Consider the following 25,895-nt stretch of genomic DNA (forward strand, 5'->3'; position numbering starts at 1 on the left):
GGTGCGGTCCGTGCTGACTGCACGCTTCCAAACACGTCACTTCTTCCGAACTCAACTCGGTGGCAGGTCGTCGCATGCCGCAAGCTACCAATTGCGCACTATACGCTTACTTCTGTATGGCTACTTAGGGCAGCGTTACGCCCCGGTAGGTATTGGGGTTCACATACGGCAGTGTAGCGCCGTACTGCGCGTTGATGGCCTTAATCATTTCATTGGCCACCACTGCATAGCCCCGAGGCGTGGGGTGCACGCCGTCGAGCGAGAACAGGTTACCCGAAATGTAGCCGGCAGTGTTGGCCACGCCGTTGGTACCAAAGCCGCTGGTAGCTACCTGGTTGAAAAAAGTATTGGCATCGAACAGCGCCAGGCCTCTGGTAGCGGCCAGGTTACGCAGGGTGGTATTGTATGCCAGCGTAGCCGTGGCCACGGCTGCCTGCTCCACATCATCCAGCACAAAAGCGCTGGGGAAGGGATTTTCGGGCGTTACGCCCAGGGCTTTAGTGGTATCAACACCATAAGCCGTCAGAAATGCAGGAAAGCCCGCCGCTGGCTGCCCCGACTGTGCGTAGAGGTAGCGCCATACACGCCCACCGGGCCGGCCAATCAGGCCCACGAAGGGCGACGAGGTAAGGGTAAACAGCTGGCGGCCACTGCCACCGGCGTCCCGGATGTCGGCCACTGCAATGGTTTTGCGGTTAGCCGAGGTTGGCCCACCGAAAGCAGAGCCGGTTGTAATTACCAGACCCGGTACGCCTGCGGCGCTCAGGTTGGTGCGCAGACGCGGCCCTACCGTCGTGAAGAACGGAATGCCCGACACATCCGGAACAGTGGCAATAACACCCTTTGCGCCCCCGGCCGTCAGGACATTAATAATGCGGGTAGCTTTCAGCGCGAATGTATCGGTACGGGTGATGGTGTTGGTGGCTGCCGTGGAGGCGCCGCCGCTGGTGGAGTAGCCCAGCACGTCGTTGTTGCCCAGCCAGGAGGTGAAGAAGGTGGCCGTAGCCGCTTCCCGCTTCACGCGCTGGAAGTACGTTTCCAGAGGATTGGTAGTGGGGGTAATCCGCTCAAAGTAAGGGTTACCGGCCACGCTGCCGTACCCAACCGTCTGCACGTTGTCCATCCGGATACCGGGCACCCCCAGGTTGTTCACGGCTGCATCGTAGCGGGTGTACAGGGCACCGCCAGTGGGCGAGGCTCCCCGGATAGCCAGGTTGGTTGTTACCGGGGCCGTAATGGGGGAGCCATTGGCATCGAAACCGGCCAGACGCAGGTAGCCGGAGCCGTTGCGCTGCGCATCCGTAAACAAGGGCTGGGCAAAGTCGCCCCCACCAGCCAGCTTGAATTGCCCGGCCAGAATGTTGGGATAAGAGTTCTGTTGGCCTTCCAGGTAGAGGCCACCATCGGAAAAGCCCGCTGTGAGCGAGTTACCCACCGCAATGTAGCGCGTGAAGTTGGCCGAGCCGCTGGTAGCCGGAGCCGGAGCATCCAACTCGGGCTGGCAGGCAGCCAGGCCCAGCAGCGCCAGCGCGGGCAGCGCCTTTTTCAGAGCAGAAGTATTCATATACAAGAGGAGAGGCAGAGGTGGGAATTAGAAGTTGTAATTGAAGCCGATGCCGGGAATCACAATGTTCGTCTTGTAAGTACCCGCTACGCGGTCCAGCGAGGTACCATTGTTCAGCAGATCATTCTGGGTCTGGGTGCGCTTCTTGAGGCTCACGTACTGAGCCGAAAGATCCACCCCAAACTTGCCGAAGGAGTAGGTGGCTCCCAGCGTGCCGCTTACGCGGTCAGCATCGGGCGTTTCCGGCGTTACGTAGCCATCCTTCACCGGCGTGTTGTCGTAGGCACCACCGGCGCGCACGGTCAGGCCATCCGTGAGTTTGTACTGTCCACCCAGGCGGAACGTGAGGGCGTCCTGGTAGTAGCGCTTGGAAGTAGATTGGTTGCTGGTGCCCAGGTTCTTATCGAAGGTAAAATCCAGGGTTTTGTAGCGGCTCCACTGCACAAAGTTTACGTCGAAGCCCAGGGTCAGCTTGTCGTTGGGCATTACGCCCAGTCCAAGGCTGGTGGTAGCCGGCAGCGGCAGCGTTACGTCGAACTTGGTGGCGGCAAACGACGAGGCCAGGGCGGTAGGCGTGTTGGTGATGGTTACCGTACCATCCTTTACCTGCGCATCAATGTGGGAGCGGTAGCTGATGCCCAGGCTCAGCTTGTCCGAAGGCTTGAAGAATACCCCGGCATTGAAGCCGACCTTGGTTTCAGCCTTGCCGTCCAGCTCCACGTGGCCATCCGGATAGTTACCGATGCTGATATCCTTCTGCAGGTTTACGGCACCATAGGCCAAAATAACGGGACCACCACCAATGCTCAGCTGATCGGTAAGGGCGTAGCTGACAGTGGGCTGCACAAAAACCGACTTCAGGTCAATGTCCGTGAGGCTGTAGCGGCCTTCCCAGCCGCTGGCGTACTGCAGCTTGCTGCCAAAAGGCGTGTATACAGCAATACCCAGGCGCCATTTGCCCTCCTCCGGCCCAAAGCCGGCGTACAGGTTGAAGGGCGTTACAATGCTGTTACGCAGCGTACGCTCATCGGAGCCAAACTGCCCCCGAAACGACTGGCGAGCCAGCGTGACGTTGCCGCCGATCTGCACGCCCCGCTCCCGCACCATGGCCAGCGCACCGGGGTTGTAGAACATGGCGGCCTGGTCCAGAGAAAGGCCTACGCCTACGCCGCCCATGCCGTTGTTCTTCTGCCCGGCCAGCGTTACCTGGAAGCCACCCGCCGAAGCAGCCGTGCCCGAGAGCAGTGCCCCTCCCACGAGGAGTAGAGATTTTAGATTCATACGAAAGAAGAGTGAGTGAGAATTTGTGGGGTTTATGCCCTAAATGTAGGCAAAATGACTTTGTTTATTCGGCGTGCCGAATAAATTTCTGCGTTGGATAATTTGCGTTTGTGAGTACTTGCTCAGTAACTACTCGTAGCGGACGCATCATCTCTTTGTTGCTTCCGTTTCCTCTTCTGTTGTGGCAGGTATTTGCCGGGAGTGCAGGTCCAGCACTTGCCCGGCCACCAGCAGATGCACAATAAAGTTCTGGCCGCTTACCGGCTCACCCCGCCCGATGCGGCCCAGGTTGTTGCCCTGCAGGTGGCGGCCATCTACTACCATCACTACCCCGTCGCCGAACACTTCGGCGTAGCGGCCCTGCCGGATAATCACGCCGGTTTCTTCGGCCAGGCCTACCCCCAGGCACATCGGATGGGCCAGCAAGGCGTGAGCCAGCCGCCCGAAGCGGCCCCGTTCCACAAAATGCTGATCGATGAGCAGGCGGGGCAGCAGGCCCAGGCCGTGGCTGGTGAGCATCCCGCCCTTACGCAGGGCCCGCCAGCCGTAGCCCTGCACCACCATGTATTCGGGCATCACAGCGGCCCCGGCGCTGGTACCGGCAATGATAAACTCCGGCTCCTGCTGATACCGCTCCTGCAACACCCGCAGAAACTCGGTACCCAAGAGAAAATCGGTGATGCGCTCCTGGTCGCCACCGGAGAAGAATACCAGACTGGCCCGGCGCAGGCGGCGCAGGGTGTCGGGGGCATCGGCGGGGTGGTGCTCACTGATGCGCAGGTGGCGGGCTCCGGTACACCCCAGTTCGTGCAGGGCCCGCTCGTAGGCCCGGGCCGAGCGGGTATCGTCGCGGGAGGCTACGGTAATAATTTCGACCGGTAGCCCGGGCTTCGGCAGCAGGTCGCAAAGCAAGGCCAGCAGGGCATCATCGTCGCCACCCCCAAGGGCAACGAGCGTACCGAGCGGCGGCGCGGCAGAAGTATGGGACATAGCAGGCGAAAAGGAATGTAGGCCAAATGTACGGGCCAGGCAGTATTTGGTAACGAACCTACCCAGTTACCCTGCACCGAAGCCCGAACTGCCCGGGAAGCAAACCAGCCGCACGGTTGAGTTTCGCGTATAGGCTTCCGGACCGCGCAGAAAGTTGGGGCCGGGGCACGGAATCCGGGCCCGAAACAGCTACTTTTGCGCGCCGGTTTTTGCCGTCTCACCAACTCCCGTTTGCCTAGCGAAAAAACACCCCTCTTGTAGTTCATGAATCAGCACCCGACTACCGACCACATCACGTCCCTGATTCAGGAGGGCGAGTTTTTCAAACTCAAGGAGGCACTCAAATCGTTTGAGCCCAACGAAGTAGTAGAGCTGCTGGAGCAGGAAGAGGAGCGGGAGCAGCTCATCATTTTCCGGCTGCTGCCCCTACAGCTGGCCACGGAGGTGTTCGAATATCTCGACCTCGACATTCAGAAGCACTTCCTGGCCAACCTCTCCCAGGATAAAATTTCGGACATCCTCAACGAAATGTCGCCCGACGACCGGACGGCGCTGCTGGAGTTTCTGCCCGACGACCTGGTGCGGGAGCTGATTCAGACCCTGTCGGAGCCAGAGCGCAAGGTTACGCTGGAGCTGCTGGGCTACCCCGAGTACTCGGTGGGCCGCCTGATGACGCCCGACTACATTGCCATCCGGGAGAACTGGACGGTGCAGCAGGTGCTCGACTACATCCGCCGCCACGGCGGGCAGTCGGAAACCCTAAGCGTGCTGTACGTGACCGACGAGCGGGGAGTGCTGATTGACGATATCCGCATCCGGGAGTTTCTGCTTTCCGACCCGCAGAAGCGCGTGAGTGAGCTGATGGACCGGCGCTACGTGCAGCTTACGGCCATGCAGGACCAGGAGGAGGCCATTGAGGTATTCCGGCGCAACGACCGGGTAGCCCTACCCGTGGTGAACGACGAGGGCGTGCTGTTCGGCATCGTGACCATCGACGACATTCTCAGCATCCGGGAGGAAGAAGACACGGAGGATATTCAGAAGCTGGGCGGCTCGGAGGCGCTGGATGAGCCCTACCTGACCATTGCCCTGCCCAAAATGATTCAGAAGCGGGCCGGCTGGCTGGTTATTTTGTTTCTGGGTGAAATGTTCACGGCTACGGCCATGGGCTTTTTTGAGGGAGAAATTGAGAAGGCAGTGGTTCTGGCGCTGTTTGTGCCCCTGATTATCAGCTCCGGCGGCAATGCTGGCTCCCAGGCCACTTCGCTGATTATCCGGGCCATGAGCCTGGGAGAAATTACCATTGGTGAATGGTGGCGGGTAATGCGCCGGGAGATTTTTTCGGGGCTGGCGTTGGGTGGTATTCTGGGGCTGGTAGGCTTTCTGCGCATTCTGGTGTGGCAGCTCTCGGGCCTGAAGGACTACGGCACGCACTGGCCACTGATTGGCCTTACGGTTAGCTTCTCCTTGCTGGGTATTGTGCTGTGGGGCTCTCTGGCGGGCTCCATGCTACCCTTGCTGCTCAAGAAGCTGGGCTTCGACCCGGCCACGTCGTCGGCACCATTTGTGGCTACGCTGGTAGACGTGACGGGGCTGGTAATTTATTTTTCCTTTGCCACTCTGTTTCTCAGCGGCACACTGCTGTAGCAGAGAGTAACTATCTGGTGAGGAAGAGCGGGCGGAGGGTGCTCCCGGCTGCCTCATCACAAACAGAAAGGTATGTTGCAGCGCCTGATTGTGAGCAGCGTGGCTACTGTGGCCCTAAGCGGCTGCGCCCGGTTTGCCCAGCTTAGTCAGCTCCCCGATGGCTATTACTCCATCCGTGCAGTCAGCAACGATACGCTGCGCCAACAGCTGACTATGCCCCGCATGTACGTGCAGCAGCGTACCGACACCCTAGCCTTTACCCCCCCGGCCACCACGGCGGCCGTGCCGCCCACGCTGCTCTACCAGCTACGGGGCCTTGAGGAGGTGCGGCTGCTACACCGCAGCTTCGACCTGGATATTTTCTCGATTCCGTTTAAGGCGCTTCCTCCGCGCCAGGGGTTTCCGGTGCAGCTAAATACCAACTTTAATGCTGCTCTGTACGTAGGGCGCCGCCTCGATTTTTACCGGCTGCGCAACCGGCGGCTTACCCCTTTTCGGGCCCGGCCGTTTATTCGCAGCAACGGGTTTGGCTACGGTCTGTTCGGGGGGCTAGGTTCCAGCATCATCACCCCCGACCTTACTGGCCAGCACGCCGTAACAGATTACGAGGGCTTTACGCTGCACGGCGGGGCAGCCTTTATTTATGATGCCCGCTTGCTCAACATTGGTCTGGCCGCGGGCGTCGACCATTTACTGGGTCCCGATGCCCGCTATTGGGCTTACCAAAACCGCCCCTGGATTGGTGTGCTCTTTGGCCTGGATTTGAATTAGTGGTTAGTTGTTCGTTGTCAGTTGCTAATTTGTTCTGACAGCTAGCAACGAACAACTGCCAACTAAAAATCCACCCGGCCGCGGTTGGCTTTTTTGTCGCCGTGCTTCTTCTTGGATTCCAGCCGCTGGCGCACAGCGCCCTTGCTGGGCTTGGTGGCGCGGCGGGCTTTGGGCTTGTATAGGGCTTTGCTGAGCAGCTCGTGGAATTTGCGCAAGGCGGTTTCCTTGTTGCGCAGCTGGCTCCGGTCTTCCTGGGCCACCACCAGCAGCTCGCCTTCAGTGGTGAGCTTGGACGCCAGTTTCTGAAGCAGCGTCTGCTTCTGTTCGTCGGTGAGCAGTTGGGAATCAAACAGGCGGAAGCGCAGTTCCACCCGGCTTTCCACTTTGTTCACATTCTGGCCGCCCGGCCCGCTGCTGCGGCTGGTTTGAAACTGAAGTTCGGGCAAAAAATCGGCGGCGGCGGGAAGCATTGTGAGGCAGGTTGTAGCGCGAAGCCTTTGCTTCGCGCCTCGGTATACAGTTGGTAATTGTGGCGGCGCAGGCGTCCCAGGGCGGAAGCCTTGGGCTACGGAGAGGCGCTATACTTCGTTGGTTTCTTCGCTGACTAGCCCAGAGCTTCCGCCCTGGGACGCCCGCGCCAAACCACTTTGCAACGATACGCGAAGCAAAGGCTTCGCGCTACAAAATCTTCCACAGCAGCCAGCCCAGCAGGCCGCTCCGGATGGTCCAGGCCAGGGTGCGGGGCCAGTTGGTGCGCACCAGCCCGTCGATGGCCACGTAGTCGTAACCGTGGGCGGCCAGGCGGTTGTGGAAAGGTACGGAGATGAGAAACGTGCTGGCCCAGATCAGCAGCACCAGCCCCAGCTGCCCCCAGCGGGCCGGGCCCAGCTCCGGGGCGGCCCAGGCCAGCCACCCGGCCAAGCCCAGCTCCAGCACCATGGGGGCCAGCACCACCCAGCTCATGGTGCGGGTGTGGTGCTGATGGAACGCCGCAAATTTTTCGGGGGCTACATAGGCGAAACCGGGGTAATGCACCAGCTGCACCGTCCAGATCAGGCCGGTGAGGTAGGCGGCCACGGCACAGTTGAGCAGCAGCAGGTGGGGGAGTTTCATGGGCAGGCAACGACTGATGAGGTGGCGGCGTCCTTGCCGCTACGCGAAACAACCCATTCGCGCTACATTCGTCCTCCCTTAGACGAAATTTCCCCTATGACCCTCTCCCCTACTCTTCGGCCTTGGCTACTGGCGGCCCCGCTGCTGGGCCTCGTGTTTACCGCCTGCCAGCCCGGCGGCAAGTCCCAGGCCACTGGCCCCGACCTCATCCAGGCCAACCTGGATACCACCGTGCGCCCCGGCGACGATTTTTACAGTTACGCCAACGGGGCCTGGTTTAAAAGTCACCCTATTCCGGCGTCGGAAAGCAACTGGGGCATCGGCAAAGAGGTGCAGAACGAGGTGTACGCCCGCCTGCGCAAGCTCAACGAGGACGCCGCCAAAACCAGCGCCGCCGCTGGCTCGGTGCAGCAGAAAATCGGCGACTTCTGGGCCACGGGCATGGACAGCGCCACCATCAACAAGCAGGGCATAGCGCCGCTGAAACAGGAGCTGGACCGAATTCAGTCTATGCAGTCGGTAGCCGATGTGCAGGCCGCCATTGCCCGCCTGCAGCCGCTGGGCGTGAATGCCCTCATTGGCTACTACGTGGGGCAGGACGCCAAAAACAGCGACAAAATGGCCCTGCAGCTGTGGCAGTCGGGCCTGGGCCTGCCCAATCGTGACTACTACTTCAACAAGGACGCCCGCACCAAAAACATCCGGCAGGAGTACGATAGTCACCTCGTGAAGATGTTCGGGCTGCTGGGCCAGGATGCCGCCACGGCCCAGGCCAATGCCCGGCGCGTGGTGCAGCTGGAAACCAAGCTGGCGGCCTCCTCGCGCAAGCTCGAAGCCCTGCGCGACCCCTACGCCAACTACAACAAGATGGCCGTTTCAGGACTGGATAAACTCACGCCCGGCCTCAGCTGGAAGCCCTGGCTGGCGCAGATGCAGCTTGCCAAGGTAGATACGGTAATTGTGGGTCAGCCCGAGTTTTACCGCGAAGCCGGCCGCCTGCTCACCACCGCGCCCCTGGCCGACTGGAAAGCTTACCTGCAGTGGCAGCTGGTACACGCCTTTGCCAGCACGCTCAGCCAGGACTTCGATAACGAGAATTTCCGCTTCTACGGCACCGTGCTGCAAGGTGCCAAGCAGCAGCGCCCCCGCTGGAAGCGCGTGCTCGACGCCGAGGAAAACGCCATGGGCGAGGCCCTGGGCCAGCTGTTCGTGCAGGAATACTTCACCCCCGCCACCAAGAAGCGCTACGAGGACCTCACCGAAAACGTGGTGGCCTCCTTCCGCGAGCATATCCAGAAGCTGGACTGGATGAGCGACTCCACCAAGCAGAAGGCCCTGGCGAAGCTCACCAAAATCACGCGCAAAGTAGGCTACCCCGATAAGTGGAAAGATTACTCCACCCTGAAAGTGGACCGCAGCTCCTACGCCGCCAACGTGATGCGCGCCAACGAGTGGGCCTACCGCTACAACCTCAGCAAGCTGGGCAAGCCCGTGGACCGCACCGAGTGGGGCATGACGCCCCAGACCTACAACGCCTACTACAACCCCAGCAACAACGAAATTGTGCTGCCGGCGGCCATTTTTGCTATTCCGGGCCTGATTGACGCCAACGCCGACGACGCCATTATCTACGGCTACGCCGGGGCCAGCACCATCGGCCACGAGCTGACCCACGGCTTCGACGACGAGGGCAGTCAGTTCGATGAGAAGGGCAACTTGCGCAACTGGTGGAGCAAAAAGGACCGGGCCGCCTTCCAGCAGCGCGTAAACGGCATCGTGCGCCAGTTCAACGGCTACACGGTGCTCGATTCGCTGCACATCAACGGCAAGGCCACGGCCGGCGAAAACATTGCCGACCTGGGCGGCATCGTCATTGCCCTGGATGCCTTCAAAAAGACGGAGCAGTACAAGAAGGGCGAGAAGATTGGCGGCCTCACGCCCACCCAACGCTATTTCCTGGGCTACGCGCTGGGCTGGCAAACCCACCAGCGCGACGAGCGCCTGGCCCAGGCCATCCTCACCGACGTGCACTCCCCGGCCCAGTTCCGCATCAACGGCCCCTTCGCCGACGTGCCCGAGTTCTACGAAGCCTTCAACGTAAAACCCGGCCAGAAACTCTACCTCCCCGATTCGGCGCGGGTGAAAATCTGGTAGGTTGACTTATCAGAAATGAAGCAAGAAAGGCTTTCTGCGCAGTGCAGAAAGCCTTTCTTGCTTCACTTGCGGCATATAGCACGTCATTCCGAGCTTACCGAGGAATCTCGCGTGCTGATGTTGTCAAACTAACTCAATGACTCAACAATTCTAGCAGGAAGCCTAGCCTCTACATAATGATTACCCTCACAACGTCAGCACGCGAGATTCCTCGGCAAGCTCGGAATGACGTGCTATTGATGCGGGTGCTTTCATGCGGGCACCGCTGTCCACTTACTGCTTCGGGCGGGCCATAAACTGCTCCAGGCCCTGCCGGGCGGTGGCGCGCACTTTGTTCTGCAGAAACGCCGACCAGCCCAGCAGCCAGCCCACCGGCCCCAGCGCCTGCCGCGACCAGCGCCAGAAGCTGAATTCGTCGCGGTGGGTGCGGATGAGGCCGTCCTGGAAGGTGAAGTGGGCCTGAATGTGGTTGTGCACCTTGCGGCGGGTTTGCGAGAAGGTGTAGCGGGCATCCCAGGTGGCGCGGCCGGCGTGCTCGTCGGCGGCCACGTCGTTGTAGGCCAGGCGCAGGTCGCGGCCCCGCTCGCAGAGCATGCGCCACATCTGCCCGATTTCGGCTCCTTTCAATTGGAAAGCGGCGTCCTCGAAGGTGGCTTCGGGGTGGTAGCACGCGGCCATGCCGGCATAGTCGCGGCGCTGAAAAGCCTGATAGAAGCGGTGCAGTAATTCCTGGTGCGGATGCATAAAACGAGGCGGCCCATAAGTAAAGGCCGCTAAAGCTACCCAAAAATGCCCCGACTCTTTCCGGAACGGACCGAGTCGGGGCAGTTAGCGGCTGCTAACCGTGTACCTACGCGGGCTGGGCGGCAGCGGCTCCCTGAAAGGCCGGGGCAAACACGGTGCGGGCAAATTCCTCGATGGTGGTAGGCGTGGTAGCTTCCGGGGTACGCACGTCATTTACCATCACCTTCTCCTCATTCATATTGCGCGTCATTTCGTCGTAGAGGCTGGCCATGCTCTCCGACAGACCGGCCTGCATCATCCCTTTTTTAGCGTCGTCGTACGGGAATTGCACGTAGGCCAGCCCGGGGCGGCCGATGGCCGCGCCCAGGGCGGCCGTTACCTCCTGCATGGTATGGTTGCGGGCTCCCAGCAGCAGCTGGCTGCTCTGGCCGCTAATGCCGGCCTGGAGTGCCTCAGCGGCACGGGCGGCAATGTCGCGGGTGGCAATCAGCGGGAACCGCAAATCGGCCCGCATGGCCGAGCCGGCAATACCCATGTGCTGAATCAGGCCAATGTTGGCCAGCAGATTTTCCATGAAGTAGGCCGGCCGCAGGTGCAGTACGCTCAGCCCTGCAATGGCGTTGAGGCGGGCTTCCTGGTGGTGCACACCCACTACCGGCCCGGTGCCGGCCGGCAAATCGGCCCCAATACTACTCAGGTGCACAGCCTGGCGCAAACCTGAGGCCCGCACGGCTTCGGCAATGGCCTCGCCGGTCTGGCGCATATGTTCCAGCACATCGGGGGCCGTTACGTTGGGCGGAATCATGAGGAAAGCGGCATCGGCTCCGTGCAGGGTTTCGGTCAGGAAGGCCACGTCGTGGAGGTTGCCGGCACGAGTGGTAGCCCCGGCCTGAGCCAGCGCATCGAGGCGGGAGCTGGGCCGGGCTACGGCCGTTACGCGGTGGCCCTGCTGCAGCAGTGTGTGCACGAGGACGGTACCAATGTTGCCGGTAGCACCGGTTACTACAATATGCTTTGCCATAAGAAGTGAGTTGGGGAAAAAGAGAAAAACCGGCCGCCACTCCGGCGGCCCGCTGCCCCGGATACCCTCCTTTTCTGGTGGGCTAATTCCGGCGCTGGTACAGCACAAAGGAAATCTACTACCTTTACAAATAGCAAGTACCTACTAAAAAGTAGGCTACCTACTTTTTCACCAGAATTGCTGATTATCAGCCAGAATAAATATGAGCAAACTCACCAAACAGCAAACCGTTGAGTCGGCTTGGCAGCGTAACGCCGAGTTAGGCCCCTTTGATTTTTGCCCCGTGCGTACCACTCTCAACGTGTTGGGCGGGAAGTGGAAGCTGCTGGTGCTGAGCACCCTTTTTGAAGGCTCCCGCCGCTACGGCGAGCTGCGCCGCCTGCTCCCGGAAATAACGGAGAAGATGCTGATTCAAGAGCTACGGGAGTTGGAGCTGGATGGTATTGTGCAACGGGTGGTGTACCAGCAGGTACCACCCAAAGTAGAGTACTCCCTCACTGAGCAGGGCCAGCGCGTGCAGCCCATGATGGCTGCGCTGGTGAATTGGGGGCAGGGCTACCTTACCCGCACCGGAGCCCCTCCACTTCCGGCCAGCCTGCCCCCGGCCCAACGGAACCGCTAGGCCTACCTTCCTATAGCCGGCGCTGTACCCAGGCACGCCGCCGGCCCCCTGTGCAAGTAGCCCCGGCTACGGAAAGCCCCCGGCAGCCGGTTAACGCGCTAAGCTGCCTGGTGCCTGATAACCGACAGCAGGATTACTATTTTGCCGTAGCAGGCAACGGTTGCCCCGTACTGCTCATCTTACTTACTATACATCCACCTTCACCCTTGTTGTATCATGAAAACTACCCGATTTCTGTTGTCTGGCTTTGTAGTGGCCCTGCTGGTGGTACTGTCGGCCTTCCGGGTGGCAGCCACCCGCGAAACCCGTACGGTTGGTGCTTTTTCGGCAATTGGCCTGGGCGGCTCCATGAAAGTGGTGCTACGCCAGGGTAGTCCGCAGAAGGTGGAAGTGGAAGGCGAAGCAGAAGACCTGGCCCACCTAGAAACAGTAGTTTCCAACGGCAAGCTGCGCATTAATACCAAAAAGGAAAGCGGGATGAACTGGTACAAGTACAAAGGACCCGTAACCGTGTACGTAACGGTACCTACCATCAAGGCGCTGGCCGTGAGCGGCTCGGGCAGCCTGAAAGCCACCGACGCCATTACCGCGGAGCAGCTGGACCTGGCTGTTAGCGGCTCGGGCAGCATTATGCTCAGCAGCGTTACGGCCAATAAAATCAGCTCCGCGCTTTCCGGCTCCGGCTCTATTCAGGCGGCTGGCGTGGCTCCCACCCAGGAAATCAGCGTGAGTGGCTCGGGCGACGTGCAGGCTCCCAAGCTGCAAAGCAAAACCTGCAGCGTGAGCATCAGTGGTTCGGGTAGCTGCCGCCTGCAGGCCAGCCAGCTCCTGGAAGCCAGTATTGTGGGCTCCGGCGACGTGTATGTGACGGGCAACCCGCAGGTAAAAAGCTCGGTAATCGGTAGCGGGCGTGTCCACCGCGAATAGCTCCGGCTACTTTCCTCTACATACAAAAAGCCCCTCAGGCCGCGCAGGCAGAGGGGCTTTTTGTATGTAGAGGAAAGTAGCCGGTAAGCTGCCGGCCGCTATTCTATTAGCAGCCGCTGGATGAGAATACCGTGTGCGGTAACCAGCCTGACGATGTACACGCCCACCGGCACGGACGAAAGATTCAGGGGCAGCTGCTGCGACGCAATGGCCGGTACCTGCTGCCGGTGTACTACCTGCCCGCGCATGTCCAGGATTTCCAGGGTTGCTGCTTCCGGTATTTCCTGCTCCAGGCTGGCAACCAGCTGCCCCTTGCTGGGGTTGGGCGAGAGCACCACGCGGGCAGCTGTACCCTGCTTTACAACCTGCACGGCCACAACCGAGGAAAAATGCACCGAACCATCGGTGTCTACCTGCCGCAGGCGGTAATAGCTCAGCCCCGATAGGGGGGTGTGGTCGATAAAGGAATACTGCTGTTGTTGCTGGGTAGTGCCCGCGGCGGCCACTTGACCTGCCGTTTCAAACAATTGCCCATTGGCAGAGCGCTCCACTACAAAATAGGCGCTGTTCAGCTCCTGAGCCGTTTCCCAGAATACCGCCACCATTGTGTTTTGAGAGGTGGCGCTAAACCTGGTAAGCGTAACGGGCAACGGAGCGTTGGAGCTGGAGGAGCACAAGCCGGTAGCAGGCAGCAGCTGCCGGGGCACGCCGGCATCGGTGCTGGCGTACTCCAGCTGTAGCTCGTTGAGGCCCACACTTTCCCCGTACAGCACCAGTATATCGTGGAGGCCGGCCGACAGGGTAACCGTGGCCGCTACGGTGGTAGGCGGGTGCTGGCCACCGTTCTGAATCAGGGCAGAGGCCAGAGTAGGCGTAGTAGCCAGGGCAGCATTATCCAGCCACATGAATGCGCCGTCGTCGGCGGTGAGGTAGAAGGTGTAAGTACCGGCTGTGGTAATGTTAATGCGGCCTTTGAAGCGGGCACTGAACCCGTCGGGGTCCTGGGGGGTACCACTGGCAGCGCCGGTCAGGTCGCCCCAGCTTTCGGGACTGCCAAAATTCAGTACCTGCACGTTACGGCTCTGAGTGGGCGAGGCCGTCGAAAAGAAGGCCGGATCATCATTAAAATACCCTGGGAAATACTCGGCAAATAATCCTGATGAAGCGGGCTTACCCCCTCCATCCAGGCCGGAGCAGCCCGAGGGTGCCGGCGGAATTACCTGCACGGTAAGGGAACGGGCAAACACGGCTACCCCCCCCGCATTGCGGGCCGAAACATCCAGCGAGTACGTGTCTTCGGGTACGGTGGTATCCAGGCTTATCTGGCCTGTACTGGTGTTAATGCCGATACCAGCCGGCAGAGCAGCCGCATTGCTGAGCGCATACGCCGTTACCGGTGAGGCACTGGTAACGGTAGGAGAAGCCGAGGTAGCAGCCGAACCTACCAGCACCCGTAGTACTTTAGGCGAGTAGCTGAGGGCAGAGGCTACCGGTATAGGGGCCTGCACGGAGGTGCAGAACATACTGCCGGGCACCACCTGCCGGGCAATGCCCAGGCTAACACTCTCGTACTCCAGCACCAGACTGTTACCAAACCCATTGTCGCCGTACAGCAGCAGCAGGTTGTGGAGGCCGGCCGTTAGGGTGAGGGTAACGGCCTGAGTAACGGCCGGGTGATACCCACCATTGTCAATGGCAGCATCGGTGCGCACGGGGGGCGAGGCCAAGGCCGGGTTATCCAGCCAGAGGTAGGCGGCATCGTCGGCGGTGAGGTAGAAGGTATAGCTGCCGGCCGTGGCAATGTATATGCTTCCCCGCAGGCGAAGGCTGAATTCGTCGGGGTCCTGGGCTGTGCCGCTTGCCACCGGCAGCAGATTGCCAAAGCTGTCGTTATCCGGAAAATTGACCTGCACATCCGTCCGGACTAACCCCGGCGTGGCATTTGTAAAGAAGGCAGCATCATCGGCAAAATAGCCGCTGTAATATTCCGCGTACAGCCCGGCAGAGGTGGGCTGCCCGGCGGGGTCGGTGCCCCCGCAGCCGCCGGGCAGCGGGGCCGTAACCCGGAACTGAAATACATTGCTGAAAGTACTGGTACCGTTGGCGTTACGAACGGCCACATCTACATTATATGTACCCTGGGGCACCGTGGCCGCAGCCGTTAATATGCCCGTGGCAGCATCAATGCTGATACCAGCGGGCAGGCTGCTGGCATTGCCCAGCGCAAACCCCGTTACGGGGGAGCCCCCATCCTGCACGGTGGGTGCCCCGGAGCTGCCACTGGCTCCGGTAGGCAGGGCTTTGCTGGCCGGACTGTAGCTGATGCCCTGGGGGGCGGGCGGCAAGGGCACCACGGCAGTGCACAATGTCGTGGTGGGTACTACCTGGCGCGCAATTCCAGGCCCCTCATATTCCCACACCAGTGCATTGTCGCAGCAGTCCTCCCCGTACAGTATGAGCACATTGTGGCGGCCGGTGGCCAGCGTTACCGTAACCGAGCGGGTAAGCGCCGCGTGGCGCCCCCCGTTGTCAATCAGTGCACTGCCGATGTCGGGGGGCAGGGCCAGAGCCGAGTTATCCAGCCAGAGGTAGGCGGCATCGTCGGCGGTGAGGTGGAAGGTATAGCTGCCGGCCGTGGCAATGTATATGCTTCCCCGCAGACGGACACTGAACCGGTCGGGGTCCTGGGCTGTACCGCCGGCCACCGGCAGCAGATTGCCAAAGCTGCTACTGCTGGCAAAGTTTACGTCCGCTTCCGTGCGCACCAGGCCGGGCGGGTTGCTGTTGTCAGAGAAAAAGGACGGCGTATCCTCAAAATACCCGCTGAAGTACTCTGCGTACAGACCATTGGCGGCGGCAGTTCCACCAGGATCGGTGCCTGTGCAAGTGCCTGGCTGCGCCAGTACCTGACTCACTGACAACATCCATGCTATGGCTAGTACCCATCCAAGCCGAAGCCACTTCTCGAAAGTAGAGCAGTTTTTCATCTTAGGATGATTTTATATAATTAAGACAATACAATTCCTACTAATAAATGTAAGAGGATTTTTGATTATTGCAAATATTTTATTTTTAATTGTATTAATTAAACAAGCAAGGTTTCATTATTCCTGGTTACGTGTAGTTACCAGCGGCCACACTGCCCAGCCCACCAGGCGTGTGCCTCGCATCTTTTTCATACGTCCTTACTTCTGTACATACATAAAAAAAGCCCCGGTGCGGGCACCGGAGCTAGGCGTAACCATGTTACCTGCGGGACAAACCCGGGCGCGTGAGCCTACCAGTCGAACAACCCTTTGCGGGGGCCGGAACGGGGTTTAGCTTTCTTCTTTTTACCATCCCCGAACAGCCCGTCGAATACACTCGACTTATCCTTGATAAGCACGTACCGGATAGAAAACGCCGTTGGGAAACGAGCCCAATCGGCGGAGTTGATTTCCACGGTTGGTTTAACATCCAGGCTGAGCACCAGGGGAATAAAAGCTACTTTGTACTCCACGCCGGCCAGCGCATCGAAGCCGCCAAAACCGCCGGTATCTTTGTTTCTGCCCAAATGGCCACCTGCTCCCAGGTAGTAGTTAAGACTAGGGCCCAGAATGCCAAAGTGCCGCTCGGCCAGCAGCGTGGCGCTTACTTCCCGGGAGCCCACCAGGCCCAACCCTTCCAGCGTGGTCTTGTTGAAGATTTTCTGCTGAACGGTGAGGCCGTAGTTGTTTTTGCCCAGGCGCAGGCCAGCGGCCGTGTGGTATTTCTGAGCCTGGGCAGCCGGAGCCAGCCCGGCCCCACTCACCGCCAGCACAACCAGCAGCCTAATTATGCGCAGCGCAAAGGGAAGCATCATACTTGTATAAAAAGCGGTTTGAGTTGGTTGGAATGCCATATGGCCCCGGTCACGGACTAACCTGAAAATCAGCGCAATATTTTACTGACAAGCAGTAACCCAAGGTACCAGAGGCGGTAAGAGGCCGAGGCCGGAACCAGCTTCTGCCCCCCTACTCAACCAGCAGCATTACTCCCGTTCTTTCTCCTTAGGGGTGAAAGGCGGGAGTACTACCCCAGCTGCGCAGGAAGTGGGCCTTGCATCGGGCCGAGGAAGTACCCCGACAGAAAGGTCTGCTTACAGGCCTGCCCGAGGTCCGGAGCTGTTTTTCTTCCTCACGCCGGGTGCGCGCTAGCAAATCCAGTGCTACAAATTTAGCCGCCGTTCAGGAAGTAGTAGCGCACCGTGCAACGCATAGGGGCACGGCGCTGCCGGACGTGGCGGAAGTTGTTACTTGCCTGTGAGCTAGGCGGCGTGTTTTGGCCGCTGCCCAGGGGAAACCAGCCCACCAGATTTGCTTCAGATTTTGGGTGCTTATTTCGCCCCAGCGGGTTAGCCAACGTAGGCGCGCCCCGTTCTGCTCCCTATGAAACTGCTGCTGATTGAGGACGAAGTGGCCCTGCGCAACACCCTGGTCGACTACCTGCGGCAGGGGGGGTACGTGTGCGAAGTAGCCGGCAACTATCAGCAGGCGCTGGAGAAGGTCAAGCTTTATCAGTACGACTGCGTAGTGCTGGATCTGACGTTACCCGACGGCAACGGGCTGAACCTTCTGCGGGAGTTAAAGGCCGACGGCTCCCGCGCCGGCGTACTTATTATTTCGGCCCGCGCGGCCCTCGACGACCGGCTTGTGGGCCTGGACCTGGGCGCCGACGATTACCTGACCAAGCCCTTTCATTTGGCCGAGCTGAACGCGCGGCTGCGGGCCATTATTCGACGGCGCCAGTTTCAGGGCAGCCACCACATTGCCTTCCGCGACCTGCTGGTATGGCCCGAGCAGGCCGAGGTATTTGTGCGGGAGCAGCCGCTGGTGCTCACGCGCAAGGAATATGACTTGTTGCTGTTTCTATTGGCCAACCCCAACCGGGTGCTCACCAAGGAAGCAATTGCCGAGCACTTGTGCGGAGATGCCGTGGATAGCGCCGACTCATTTGACTTTATTTACACTCACCTGAAAAACCTGCGCAAAAAGCTGCAGGAAAAAGGAGCCGACAACTATATCCGTACCATGTACGGGGTAGGCTATAAACTCAGCACCGAGTGAAGCTACTAACCAAAACCAACCGCTATTACCTGCTGCTGACTACGGTACTGTTTGTGGCGGCCAGCGCGTTGCTCTACTATGGGCTGTATGGTGCCTTGCAGCACGAAGTAGAGGAGCAGCTGTTCAACCGGCAGGTATATCTGCAACGGCGCGTACAACGTGGGGCCGACCTACCCACTTCCCCTTTCGAGTACCAGATGGCAGTAAGTGCCCGGCCCCGGCGCGTTGGCTACGCCGATACGCTGCTGCTGGACCCGCAGGAACAGGAAATGGTACCACACCGCCAGCTTACGTTTCCGTTGCGGGTACAGGGGCAACTGGTTTGGGTGACGCTGCGCAAGTCATTGGTAGAAACCGAAGATGTGCTGGCGGTGGTGCTGGGGGTGATGGTGAGCGTACTGGGGCTGCTGCTCCTGGGCGTTGTTCTGCTGAACCGGTGGCTGGGGCAGTGGCTGTGGGCACCGTTTCGCACCACGCTGGAGGTATTGCGCAACTACGGCGTACAGCAGGATCAGGTCCTGTCGTTTCCGCCAACGAGCACCGATGAGTTTGCCGAACTCAACCAGGCCCTGACTTTGCTGAGCCACCGGCTGGTAGCTGAGTATGAGGCCATGCGGGAATTTACGGCCAACGCCGCCCATGAAACCCAAACCCCACTGGCCATCATGCAGGCCCAGCTGGAGCAGATGCTGCAACTCCCGGAACTGGAAAACCCGGTGCTGGCTACCCTGGTATCGGAGCTGTACGGGGCCACGCTACGCCTTTCGCGCCTGCACCAGGCCCTCACGCTGCTCAGCAAAATCGAAAACCACCAGTTTGCAGATGCCACCCCGGTGAAGCTGGATCAACTGGTGGCCGAAAAAACAGCGCAATTTGAGTCGTTGGCCGAGGTACGGCACGTACGCTTACGCACCCACATTCATGGGGTACCAGCCCTGCACATGCACCCCGGCCTGGCCGACTCGCTGGTGCATAACTTATTGCAGAATGCCATCAAGCACAACCACCGGGGCGGCACTATCGACCTGACCCTGACCCCAACGCACCTGGAGGTGTGCAATACGGGCCCCATGGTCAGCGGCGACCCGGCCCGCTTTTTCGAGCGTTTCCGCAAACACAATGCAGCCTCCGATTCGCCGGGTCTGGGTTTGTCAATTGTGCAGCAAATCTGCCAGTATTACGGCTTTGCGGCCCGCTATTATTTCGAGCCGGAAACAAGCCTGCACACGCTGCGGGTTGAGTTTACGCCACCAACCACCGTACCGGCTCCGGCAGCACCGCCGGCCGCCGGATAAGGCAGCGCACCTGCATCGGCCGGTGTTGCCGGCTACCAGCCAGCCAAGTTGCGGCAGCTATAGCACTTTCTGCCAGGCACTCTGCCCGTTCCGCCCGCAGAATTTCACTGGGCAGGTGGGCACAGGAGCCGGAATAAGCGCACCATTTGGTCCCGAGCTGTCGGCTAAAAAGCCCGACTATGCGGCGGCCCCGCTACGCGGCCAAGGCCATGGGAGCTGGACGGGTACGGGCAGCCTCCTTTTTTGCGGATGGTTCCTGATTTCAGAATATCGACAGAAACGGGGAGTAGTTTCGGCTATTCACTTTGCAAAACACTCTCATGAAACAGTATCTCGTGTTGGCTGCCTTCGCGCTGGCGTTGGCGGCCCCCGCCCGGGCCCAGAAACTGAACGCCGCTCAGGTTCCCGCGGCTGTTGTAGCGGGATTTAAACAAACATTTCCTCAGGTCAGGAAAGTAGAATGGGAAAAGGAAGGTGACAAGTACGAAGCCGGCTTCAGGCAGGGCCTCGTGTCAATGTCGGCCTTGCTGAGTGCTGGCGGTAAGCTGTTGGAAACTGAATCGGAATTACCTCCTTCGCAACTGCCGCCCGCCGTGCGGGACCGGCTGACCCGCGCCTACCCTACCTATAAAGTCACGGAAGCGGCCAAAATTGTAACGGCCGGCACGGGCGCCACTACATACGAGGCCGAAGTAACAAGAAACGGCCAAAAGATGGATCTGCTCTTTGATGCCGACGGCCGGGAAGTAAAACAATAGCGTGGCCGGCCCTCCGGACTGCCCAGGCCGTACTGCACTGTGTGGCCTGGGCGGTCCAGAGGGACAGGCTTCTCCTCCCAAATAATCAGCTGATTGCCACGCCCGGATGCAGCGTGACGCAGCCCCAGTCGCCTCACCGGCTGCATATCAATACGGTGCGTCGGCCTGGGTTGGGGTTAATGAAACCTACCTAATGCCCCGGGCAATACAGTAACGCAGGTGGGCGTCCGGAGAGCTGCTACCCCATCATGTCGAGGCACCATCAGCGGCAGATTCCAGGGTGCCGGATAACCGGCTGCTTGCCGCCAGTCTGCACTTTCCCCAACCCTGCGGGTGTAGCAGGGGCAGATGTGAGGGGAGAGTGTAGGCTGCCAGCAAAGCTCAGTGGGCCAGCTTTTCCAGGGCTGCCTTAAACTCCGGGGTATCATACTCGGCCATTCCATCATGGCGGGCGGCTACCTGCCCATCCGGGTCCAGAATAATCGTGGAAGGAATCGAGTTAGAATCGAAGGGCGGTGCCAGCGGACCGGCGGGGAAATACACCGGAAACGTGTAGTTCTGGCGCCTGAGCATAGCCTGCGCCTTGGCCGGATTCTCATCCAGGGAAATCATGACGAATGCTACCTTCCGGGGGTCCACTTTGGTATAGAGAGCCTGGATGCCGGGCATCTCAGCTACGCAGGGCGGACACCAGCTGGCCCACAGATTCACGAATACCACCTTGCCTTTTAAATCCCGCAGGTTAACCGACTTCCCGTCGAGCGTGGTTAAGGGCAGGTTATGCGGATACCCATTGCTACCCGTTGGTACAGCAGGGGCCGCCGCCGGGGATGAGGCAGCTACAGGCGCATCTGCTTTCCACAAGCCCGTAGCCAGCAGGCCGCGCTGCAGGGCGCCCAGCACCGGCGTACGTAGCGGGCTAAACAGAACAAGGGCCAATATGGCCAAGGGCAACCACTGCAACAGATTTTTACGGTTCATAGGCAAAGAATGTATGCCGGCAACACCCAACAAATGAAAAAACGTTCATGTATCTGACTTGAGCGCGCTTCGTTTGCACTACCCTGGGGCGCTGGCCGTTAACTGACCACCCGGCGGCTTTGCGTAGCAGCTCACCAGCCAACTGCATGAAGGGGTTGGCACTGCAGACAACCGCCCGATGCGGCTGGCAGCCGTGGAGAGCCCAAGGCCACGGAACCCGAAATGCGCATTGAGTTGGCAATACTACCAGCAGGAGGAGAGCCGGCAGGAGAATGTGGAATATTTCGGAACCAAAGAAAGGGATAAATTCGTATACATGAATAAATGATCATATATTTGCAACATCTTATGGCCCCGACAACCACCTCCCCCGATCTGAACCTGACCACTGAGAAGATGGAGAAGGTGGCCTTTATTCTGAAAACTACGGCCCATCCTACGCGCATTGCCATTGTGCAGCTGCTGTCCAACCACGAGAGCCTGTCGGTGACGGACATCAGTGAAAAGCTCAGCGTAGAGCAGAGCTTGCTTTCCCATCACCTGACGGGCATGAAACTGAAAGGTATTCTGAGCTCCCACCGCGACGGCAAAAACATCTTCTATGCGCTGAAGATGCGTGAGGTAGTTGATGTGATTCAGTGCCTGGCCGGCTGCACGTTCCTGTAAGGAAAGCTGCTTTTTTTTTCGAAAATACATGAACACCTTTTCATAACTACATACGTTCATTCATGCTATACTATCTCGGCTACTTTGCGGCCATTTTCATTGGCCTTTCCCTCGGCATACTGGGCGGGGGCGGCTCCATTCTTACCGTGCCGGTGCTGGTGTACCTGATGGGCGTGAGTCCGGTGCTGAGTACGGCCTATTCGCTGTTCGTGGTGGGCACTACCTCGGTCGTGGGCGCTTCGGGCTACTTCCGCAAGGGGCTAGTCTCGCTGAAGACGGCCATTGTTTTCCTGCTTCCTTCCTTGCTGGCCGTGTTTGCCGTGCGCAAGCTGCTGATGCCCGCCATTCCGCATGAGCTGTTTACCATCGGCCATCTTGTGTTCACCAAAGACCGGCTGGTGCTGGTGGCCTTTGCCGTACTGATGGTGGTGGCCGCTACCTCCATGATTCGCAGCAAGCAGGCCGAGGAGGTACTTGCCGAAGAGCTGCACCAACAGCACACCTTCAGGTATCCCCTGATTCTGGGCATTGGCTTAGTGGTAGGCACGCTTACAGGCTTTGTGGGAGCGGGCGGGGGCTTCCTGATTATTCCGGCCCTGGTACTGGGTGCCCGCCTGCCCATGAAACTGGCCGTAGGCACCTCTCTGGCCATTATTGCGCTGAACTCACTGATTGGTTTTACCGGAGATATCAGCGCGGGCACTCCCATTGCCTGGAATTTTCTGCTCGGTTTCCTGGCCTTTGCCTTAGCCGGCATTGTGGCGGGCACCTACCTGGCCCGCTTCATTCCGGGGGCCAGGCTTAAGCCGGCCTTTGGCTGGTTTATCCTGGCCATGGGCGGGTTTATTCTGCTCCGAGAGATGGTTTTCGCGCCCTGAGTAACTGGCTCCCCCGTATTTCTTGTGTGCCCTGCTCACCCCTGCTTATCCTCTTTTTCCGCTTCCACTCACCATCCAACCGCTTCCCGTCATGAAAATCGAACAGTTCGAAGACAAGGGCCTGGCTCATTTCTCTTACGCCATTTTCAGCGAGTGTGCCCGCGAAATCGTGCTCATCGACCCAGCCCGCAACCCCCAGCCCTACTACGACTACGCCCAGGCCCACGACGCCAAAATTATCAGCGTTATTGAAACCCACCCCCACGCCGACTTTGTGAGCAGCCACCTGGAGCTGGCCCAAACTACCGGGGCCGTTATCCGCGTGAGTAAGCTACTGGGAGCCGACTACCCGCATGAGGCGTTTGACGAAGGCGACTCCTTTACCAGCGGCAAGCTTACCTTTCGTGCCCTGAACACGCCCGGTCACTCGCCCGATTCCATCAGCATCGTGCTCAGCCGCGAAGGCCAGGATGTGGCCGTATTCACCGGTGACACACTTTTCATCGGGGATGTAGGCCGCCCCGACCTGCGCGAAAGCGCCGGCAACCTCACCGCCAAACGTGAAGAGCTGGCCCGGCAGATGTACCACTCGCTGCGCAACAAGCTTATGCCCCTGGCCGGCGAGGTGCTCGTATACCCGGCCCACGGGGCGGGTAGCCTCTGTGGTAAGGCCCTGAGCGGGGCCAGCAGCAGCACTATGGCCGACGAGAAGTTTGGCAACCCCATGCTGCGGGAGCTCAGCGAAGAGGCATTCGTGCAGGAGCTGCTCCAGGACCAGCCTTTCATTCCCAAGTATTTCGGCCACGATGTGGCCCTGAACAAAGCCGGGGCCCCGGCCTACGCACCCAGCGTGCAGCAGGTGAAGCGGCTGGCCGCCAATGCCCCGCTGGCGCCTGGTGTAGTAGTGGTTGACACCCGTCCTGAAGCCGAGTTCAAGAAGGGCCACGTGGCAGGTGCCTTCAACATTCAGCAGGGCGGCAAATTTGAAACCTGGCTGGGCTCGATTATTGGTCCTGAGGAGCCGTTTTACCTGGTGGGTGCCGATGAGGCCACGCTGGAAGATTTGATCCAGAAAACGGCTAAAATCGGCTACGAAACCCTGATTAAGGGTGCCCTGGTGGGCTCACCTTCTGCGGAAGCTACGCTGCCGAAGCTGGACGTGGAACAGTTTCGCCAGCATCCCGGGCAGTATACCATTGTGGATATCCGCTCTGCCACGGAGCACCGCGACGAGCCCCTGTTTGCCGGTTCCCTCAGCATTCCGCTGCCTGAGCTCCGGGAGCGGGCTACCGAAATTCCTACCGACAAGCCAGTGGTAGTGCATTGTGCCGGCGGTTACCGCTCGGCCGCGGGCAGCAGCATTGTGGCCCCGGCCCTGCCCGGCACCCCGGTGCTGGACCTGGGCGAGGCGGTCAAGTCCTTCCAGTCCGCAGCTGCCCAGCACTAACCCCCAGCCGGCCAACCGGAGCGCCGCCGCATATGGCGGCGCTCCGGTTGCCCAACGGGCTTGTTTCAGGTTTCCTCTTACCCAGTTGCTTTTTCTTTTTGCCATGTTTGGTTTGTTCCAGGGCAGTACGCCCGCGTATCAAAATCTCACTCCCACCCAGTTTGCGCAGGCACTGCGCCAGCCCGGCGCGGTGCTGCTGGATGTGCGCCGCCCCGATGAGTTTGCCGGTGGCCACCTGCCCGGAGCCATAAACATCGACGTTACTGCGCCCGGCTTCGCCCAGCGCGTGGCGGCCCTGGATAAAACCAGGCCGCTGTACGTGTACTGCCGCAGCGGCGCCCGCTCGGCCAACGCCGCCAGCCAGCTTACCACAGCCGGATTTGAGCAGGTTGCCAACCTGCTGGGCGGTGTACTGGACTGGCCCGAAAAGCTGGTCCGGCAGTAAGGTCTGTGGCTTCTGCGGGTGGCGCTTTCCGGGGCTTTTCCCTCCAGTTGCCGCCGCTCACGGGCGTCCTTTTTTCCTAGTGTTTTTCTTTGACTGCTTTTTATGCTTGAGTTACTTCGCCAGCCTTGGCCCTGGTACGTGGCGGGCCCCCTGATTGGGCTGACTGTGCCCGCCCTGCTGCTGATAGGCAACAAAGCCCTGGGTATCAGCTCCTCGCTGCGGCACATATGCGCCGCCTGCGTGCCTGCCGGCATCCCCTTCCTGACTTATAACTGGCGGACCGAGCTTTGGAACCTGTTTTTTGTGCTGGGCATCGGTATTGGCGGTTTTATTGGCTACCACTTGCTGGGCCACCCCGATGCCGTTGCCATTTCTACGGAAACGGTACGCGACCTGAAAGCGCAGCTGCACCTGACCGATTTCTCGGGCCTGTTACCCAAAGAGTTGTTTGCGCTGGAAAACCTTTCCAACTGGAAAGGCTGGGTGTTTCTGGTGCTGGGCGGCTTCCTGGTGGGTTTTGGTACGCGCTACGCCGGAGGCTGCACCTCGGGCCACGCTATTTCGGGCCTTTCCAACCTGCAGTGGGTGTCACTGGTAGCCGTCATCGGCTTCTTTGTGGGTGGCCTGCTCATGACGTGGGTATTCTACCCGATGCTGTTTTAACCAGCCTGTCCTCCTTTTAGCCCCCGGCAGCTGGGCGTGGCCGGGGGCGGCCCCCAGGCAGCAGAACTGCCTTACAAGCCAGCCGATCTGGCCCATGAATTTGCCGGACTGCACTTGCCCGGAAACCAGGAGTCAGGCCTGGTACTCCACGAAAGCCGCTTCTATGCCGGGCCGGCCCAGGTGGTACGCCTGCTGGGCACCCGCGCTTACTTTCAACCTCTTCTACCCTGATATGAAAAACCTGAAATACCTGGTGCTGGGCGTACTGTTCGGCATCATTCTCACGAAAAGCGAAGTAGTAAGCTGGTGGCGCATTCAGGAAATGTTCCGCTTCCAGAGCTTCCACATGTACGGCATCATCGGCTCGGCCATTGTAGTAGGCCTGATTTCCATTCAGCTTATCAAGCGCAACCGCCTCAAAACCATTAATGGCGAGGAAATTACCCTGGCCGACAAAAAGTATACCCACGGCACCTGGATCGGGGGCATCATTTTCGGGCTGGGCTGGGCCCTGACCGGAGCCTGCCCCGGCCCCATGTTCGCCCAGCTGGGCAGCGGGGTGGCCGGCGCGGCGGTGCTGATTCTGGCAGCCCTGGCCGGCACCTGGACCTATAGCGCCCTGCGCGACAAACTGCCCATGTAGAACTGGCTGGCCAACCGGTTCCTTACTTTTCAATCTTCTAGCCTACGCCTGTTATGGTGCCTTCTGAGGACTCCATCGTCGCGCGCCTCTCGGGGCTGGTACGGGTGCTGCTGCTGGTTACGGCCGCGCTGGTGCTGGTGGTGTCCATCGTGCTGACCCGGAAGCTGTTTTTAACGGCACTTCACTACTGTTAGGCTACTG

At 59.8% G+C, this 25,895-nt stretch carries 25 protein-coding genes; 15 read left to right on the forward strand and 10 right to left on the reverse strand.

The features are described 5' to 3' along the window. Positions 1-124: 124 nt before the first annotated feature. From EI290_RS13590 to EI290_RS13600, 3 genes are all read right to left on the reverse strand, one after another. A complete protein-coding gene (locus tag EI290_RS13590) occupies positions 125-1,564 on the reverse strand; it encodes a G-D-S-L family lipolytic protein (protein ID WP_125431280.1) in 1,440 nt (479 codons plus the stop codon). Positions 1,565-1,591: 27 nt separating this feature from the next. Then, positions 1,592-2,845, reverse strand: a complete 1,254-nt coding sequence (locus tag EI290_RS13595; RefSeq protein WP_125431283.1) for an OmpP1/FadL family transporter — start codon at positions 2,843-2,845, stop codon at positions 1,592-1,594. A gap of 147 nt (positions 2,846-2,992) precedes the next feature. Further along, entirely contained in the window at positions 2,993-3,835 is an 843-nt protein-coding gene (locus EI290_RS13600) for a cyanophycinase (RefSeq protein ID WP_125431286.1), read from the reverse strand. A gap of 264 nt (positions 3,836-4,099) precedes the next feature. Here EI290_RS13600 and mgtE point away from each other — a divergent pair, with 264 nt between their 5' ends. Both mgtE and EI290_RS13610 read left to right on the forward strand, forming a co-directional pair. Continuing rightward, positions 4,100-5,482, forward strand: a complete 1,383-nt coding sequence (gene mgtE / locus EI290_RS13605) for a magnesium transporter (protein WP_125431289.1) — start codon at positions 4,100-4,102, stop codon at positions 5,480-5,482. Between the two features lie 72 nt (positions 5,483-5,554). Then, entirely contained in the window at positions 5,555-6,253 is a 699-nt protein-coding gene (locus EI290_RS13610; RefSeq protein WP_125431292.1) for a hypothetical protein, read from the forward strand. A 62-nt stretch (positions 6,254-6,315) separates the two neighbouring features. Here EI290_RS13610 and arfB read toward each other — a convergent pair whose 3' ends face one another. Both arfB and EI290_RS13620 read right to left on the reverse strand, forming a co-directional pair. Further along, entirely contained in the window at positions 6,316-6,723 is a 408-nt protein-coding gene (arfB, locus tag EI290_RS13615) for an alternative ribosome rescue aminoacyl-tRNA hydrolase ArfB (protein WP_125431295.1), read from the reverse strand. A 208-nt stretch (positions 6,724-6,931) separates the two neighbouring features. Further along, positions 6,932-7,366, reverse strand: coding sequence for a hypothetical protein (locus EI290_RS13620; protein ID WP_125431298.1), 435 nt, complete (start codon positions 7,364-7,366; stop codon positions 6,932-6,934). A 96-nt stretch (positions 7,367-7,462) separates the two neighbouring features. On the opposite strand from EI290_RS13620, the gene EI290_RS13625 reads away from it, so the two are divergent. Then, positions 7,463-9,520, forward strand: a complete 2,058-nt coding sequence (locus tag EI290_RS13625) for a M13 family metallopeptidase (RefSeq protein WP_125431303.1) — start codon at positions 7,463-7,465, stop codon at positions 9,518-9,520. A gap of 273 nt (positions 9,521-9,793) precedes the next feature. On the opposite strand, the gene EI290_RS13630 is transcribed toward EI290_RS13625, so the two are convergent. Then, positions 9,794-10,264: a nuclear transport factor 2 family protein gene (locus tag EI290_RS13630; protein WP_125431306.1), complete on the reverse strand. Its 471-nt coding sequence runs from the start codon at positions 10,262-10,264 to the stop codon at positions 9,794-9,796. A gap of 106 nt (positions 10,265-10,370) precedes the next feature. Next, positions 10,371-11,285, reverse strand: a complete 915-nt coding sequence (locus EI290_RS13635; RefSeq protein WP_125431309.1) for an NmrA family NAD(P)-binding protein — start codon at positions 11,283-11,285, stop codon at positions 10,371-10,373. Positions 11,286-11,487: 202 nt separating this feature from the next. Between EI290_RS13635 and EI290_RS13640 the strand changes: the two genes are divergently transcribed. After that, positions 11,488-11,907 carry a winged helix-turn-helix transcriptional regulator gene (locus tag EI290_RS13640; RefSeq protein ID WP_125431312.1) on the forward strand — a complete coding sequence of 140 codons (420 nt, stop codon included), beginning with the start codon at positions 11,488-11,490 and terminating at the stop codon, positions 11,905-11,907. A 216-nt stretch (positions 11,908-12,123) separates the two neighbouring features. Further along, positions 12,124-12,834: a head GIN domain-containing protein gene (locus EI290_RS13645; RefSeq protein ID WP_125431315.1), complete on the forward strand. Its 711-nt coding sequence runs from the start codon at positions 12,124-12,126 to the stop codon at positions 12,832-12,834. Between the two features lie 98 nt (positions 12,835-12,932). Here the strand turns inward: EI290_RS13645 and EI290_RS13650 are convergent, their stop codons facing one another. Further along, the gene (locus EI290_RS13650) at positions 12,933-15,758 is read right to left on the reverse strand and encodes a PA14 domain-containing protein (protein ID WP_185816992.1); all 2,826 of its coding nucleotides are present in this window, start codon (positions 15,756-15,758) and stop codon (positions 12,933-12,935) included. A gap of 353 nt (positions 15,759-16,111) precedes the next feature. Further along, positions 16,112-16,675: a hypothetical protein gene (locus EI290_RS13655; protein WP_125431321.1), complete on the reverse strand. Its 564-nt coding sequence runs from the start codon at positions 16,673-16,675 to the stop codon at positions 16,112-16,114. A gap of 565 nt (positions 16,676-17,240) precedes the next feature. On the opposite strand from EI290_RS13655, the gene EI290_RS13660 reads away from it, so the two are divergent. The 3 genes from EI290_RS13660 (at position 17,241) to EI290_RS13670 (ending at position 19,971) form a co-directional block, all read left to right on the forward strand. Next, on the forward strand, positions 17,241-17,918 hold the full coding sequence (locus tag EI290_RS13660) for a response regulator transcription factor (RefSeq protein ID WP_125431324.1): 678 nt from the start codon (positions 17,241-17,243) through the stop codon (positions 17,916-17,918). Then, positions 17,915-19,213 (forward strand): sensor histidine kinase, encoded by a 1,299-nt coding sequence (locus EI290_RS13665; protein ID WP_125431327.1) that lies wholly within the window; start codon positions 17,915-17,917, stop codon positions 19,211-19,213. Before EI290_RS13660 ends, EI290_RS13665 begins: the two co-directional genes overlap by 4 nt. A 320-nt stretch (positions 19,214-19,533) precedes the next feature. Beyond that, on the forward strand, positions 19,534-19,971 hold the full coding sequence (locus EI290_RS13670) for a PepSY-like domain-containing protein (protein WP_125431330.1): 438 nt from the start codon (positions 19,534-19,536) through the stop codon (positions 19,969-19,971). 381 nt (positions 19,972-20,352) lie between these two features. Here the strand turns inward: EI290_RS13670 and EI290_RS13675 are convergent, their stop codons facing one another. Further along, a complete protein-coding gene (locus tag EI290_RS13675; RefSeq protein WP_185816993.1) occupies positions 20,353-20,952 on the reverse strand; it encodes a TlpA family protein disulfide reductase in 600 nt (199 codons plus the stop codon). Between the two features lie 348 nt (positions 20,953-21,300). Here EI290_RS13675 and EI290_RS13680 point away from each other — a divergent pair, with 348 nt between their 5' ends. The 7 genes from EI290_RS13680 (at position 21,301) to EI290_RS22470 (ending at position 25,888) form a co-directional block, all read left to right on the forward strand. Then, positions 21,301-21,618: an ArsR/SmtB family transcription factor gene (locus EI290_RS13680; RefSeq protein WP_246008955.1), complete on the forward strand. Its 318-nt coding sequence runs from the start codon at positions 21,301-21,303 to the stop codon at positions 21,616-21,618. Between the two features lie 62 nt (positions 21,619-21,680). Further along, positions 21,681-22,496, forward strand: a complete 816-nt coding sequence (locus EI290_RS13685; protein WP_125431333.1) for a sulfite exporter TauE/SafE family protein — start codon at positions 21,681-21,683, stop codon at positions 22,494-22,496. A 91-nt stretch (positions 22,497-22,587) separates the two neighbouring features. Continuing rightward, a complete protein-coding gene (locus EI290_RS13690) occupies positions 22,588-23,943 on the forward strand; it encodes an MBL fold metallo-hydrolase (protein WP_125431336.1) in 1,356 nt (451 codons plus the stop codon). A gap of 103 nt (positions 23,944-24,046) precedes the next feature. Beyond that, complete coding sequence (locus EI290_RS13695) at positions 24,047-24,388, forward strand: rhodanese-like domain-containing protein (protein ID WP_125431338.1); 342 nt, start codon at positions 24,047-24,049, stop codon at positions 24,386-24,388. 102 nt (positions 24,389-24,490) lie between these two features. Then, positions 24,491-25,051 (forward strand): YeeE/YedE family protein, encoded by a 561-nt coding sequence (locus EI290_RS13700; protein WP_185816994.1) that lies wholly within the window; start codon positions 24,491-24,493, stop codon positions 25,049-25,051. A gap of 232 nt (positions 25,052-25,283) precedes the next feature. Then, the gene (locus EI290_RS13705) at positions 25,284-25,694 is read left to right on the forward strand and encodes a DUF6691 family protein (RefSeq protein ID WP_125431344.1); all 411 of its coding nucleotides are present in this window, start codon (positions 25,284-25,286) and stop codon (positions 25,692-25,694) included. Between the two features lie 53 nt (positions 25,695-25,747). Beyond that, positions 25,748-25,888 (forward strand): hypothetical protein, encoded by a 141-nt coding sequence (locus EI290_RS22470; protein ID WP_185816995.1) that lies wholly within the window; start codon positions 25,748-25,750, stop codon positions 25,886-25,888. Positions 25,889-25,895: the final 7 nt, after the last annotated feature.

Origin of the sequence: Hymenobacter metallilatus (genome assembly GCF_003944705.1) — a bacterium.
Lineage (GTDB): Bacteria > Bacteroidota > Bacteroidia > Cytophagales > Hymenobacteraceae > Hymenobacter > Hymenobacter metallilatus.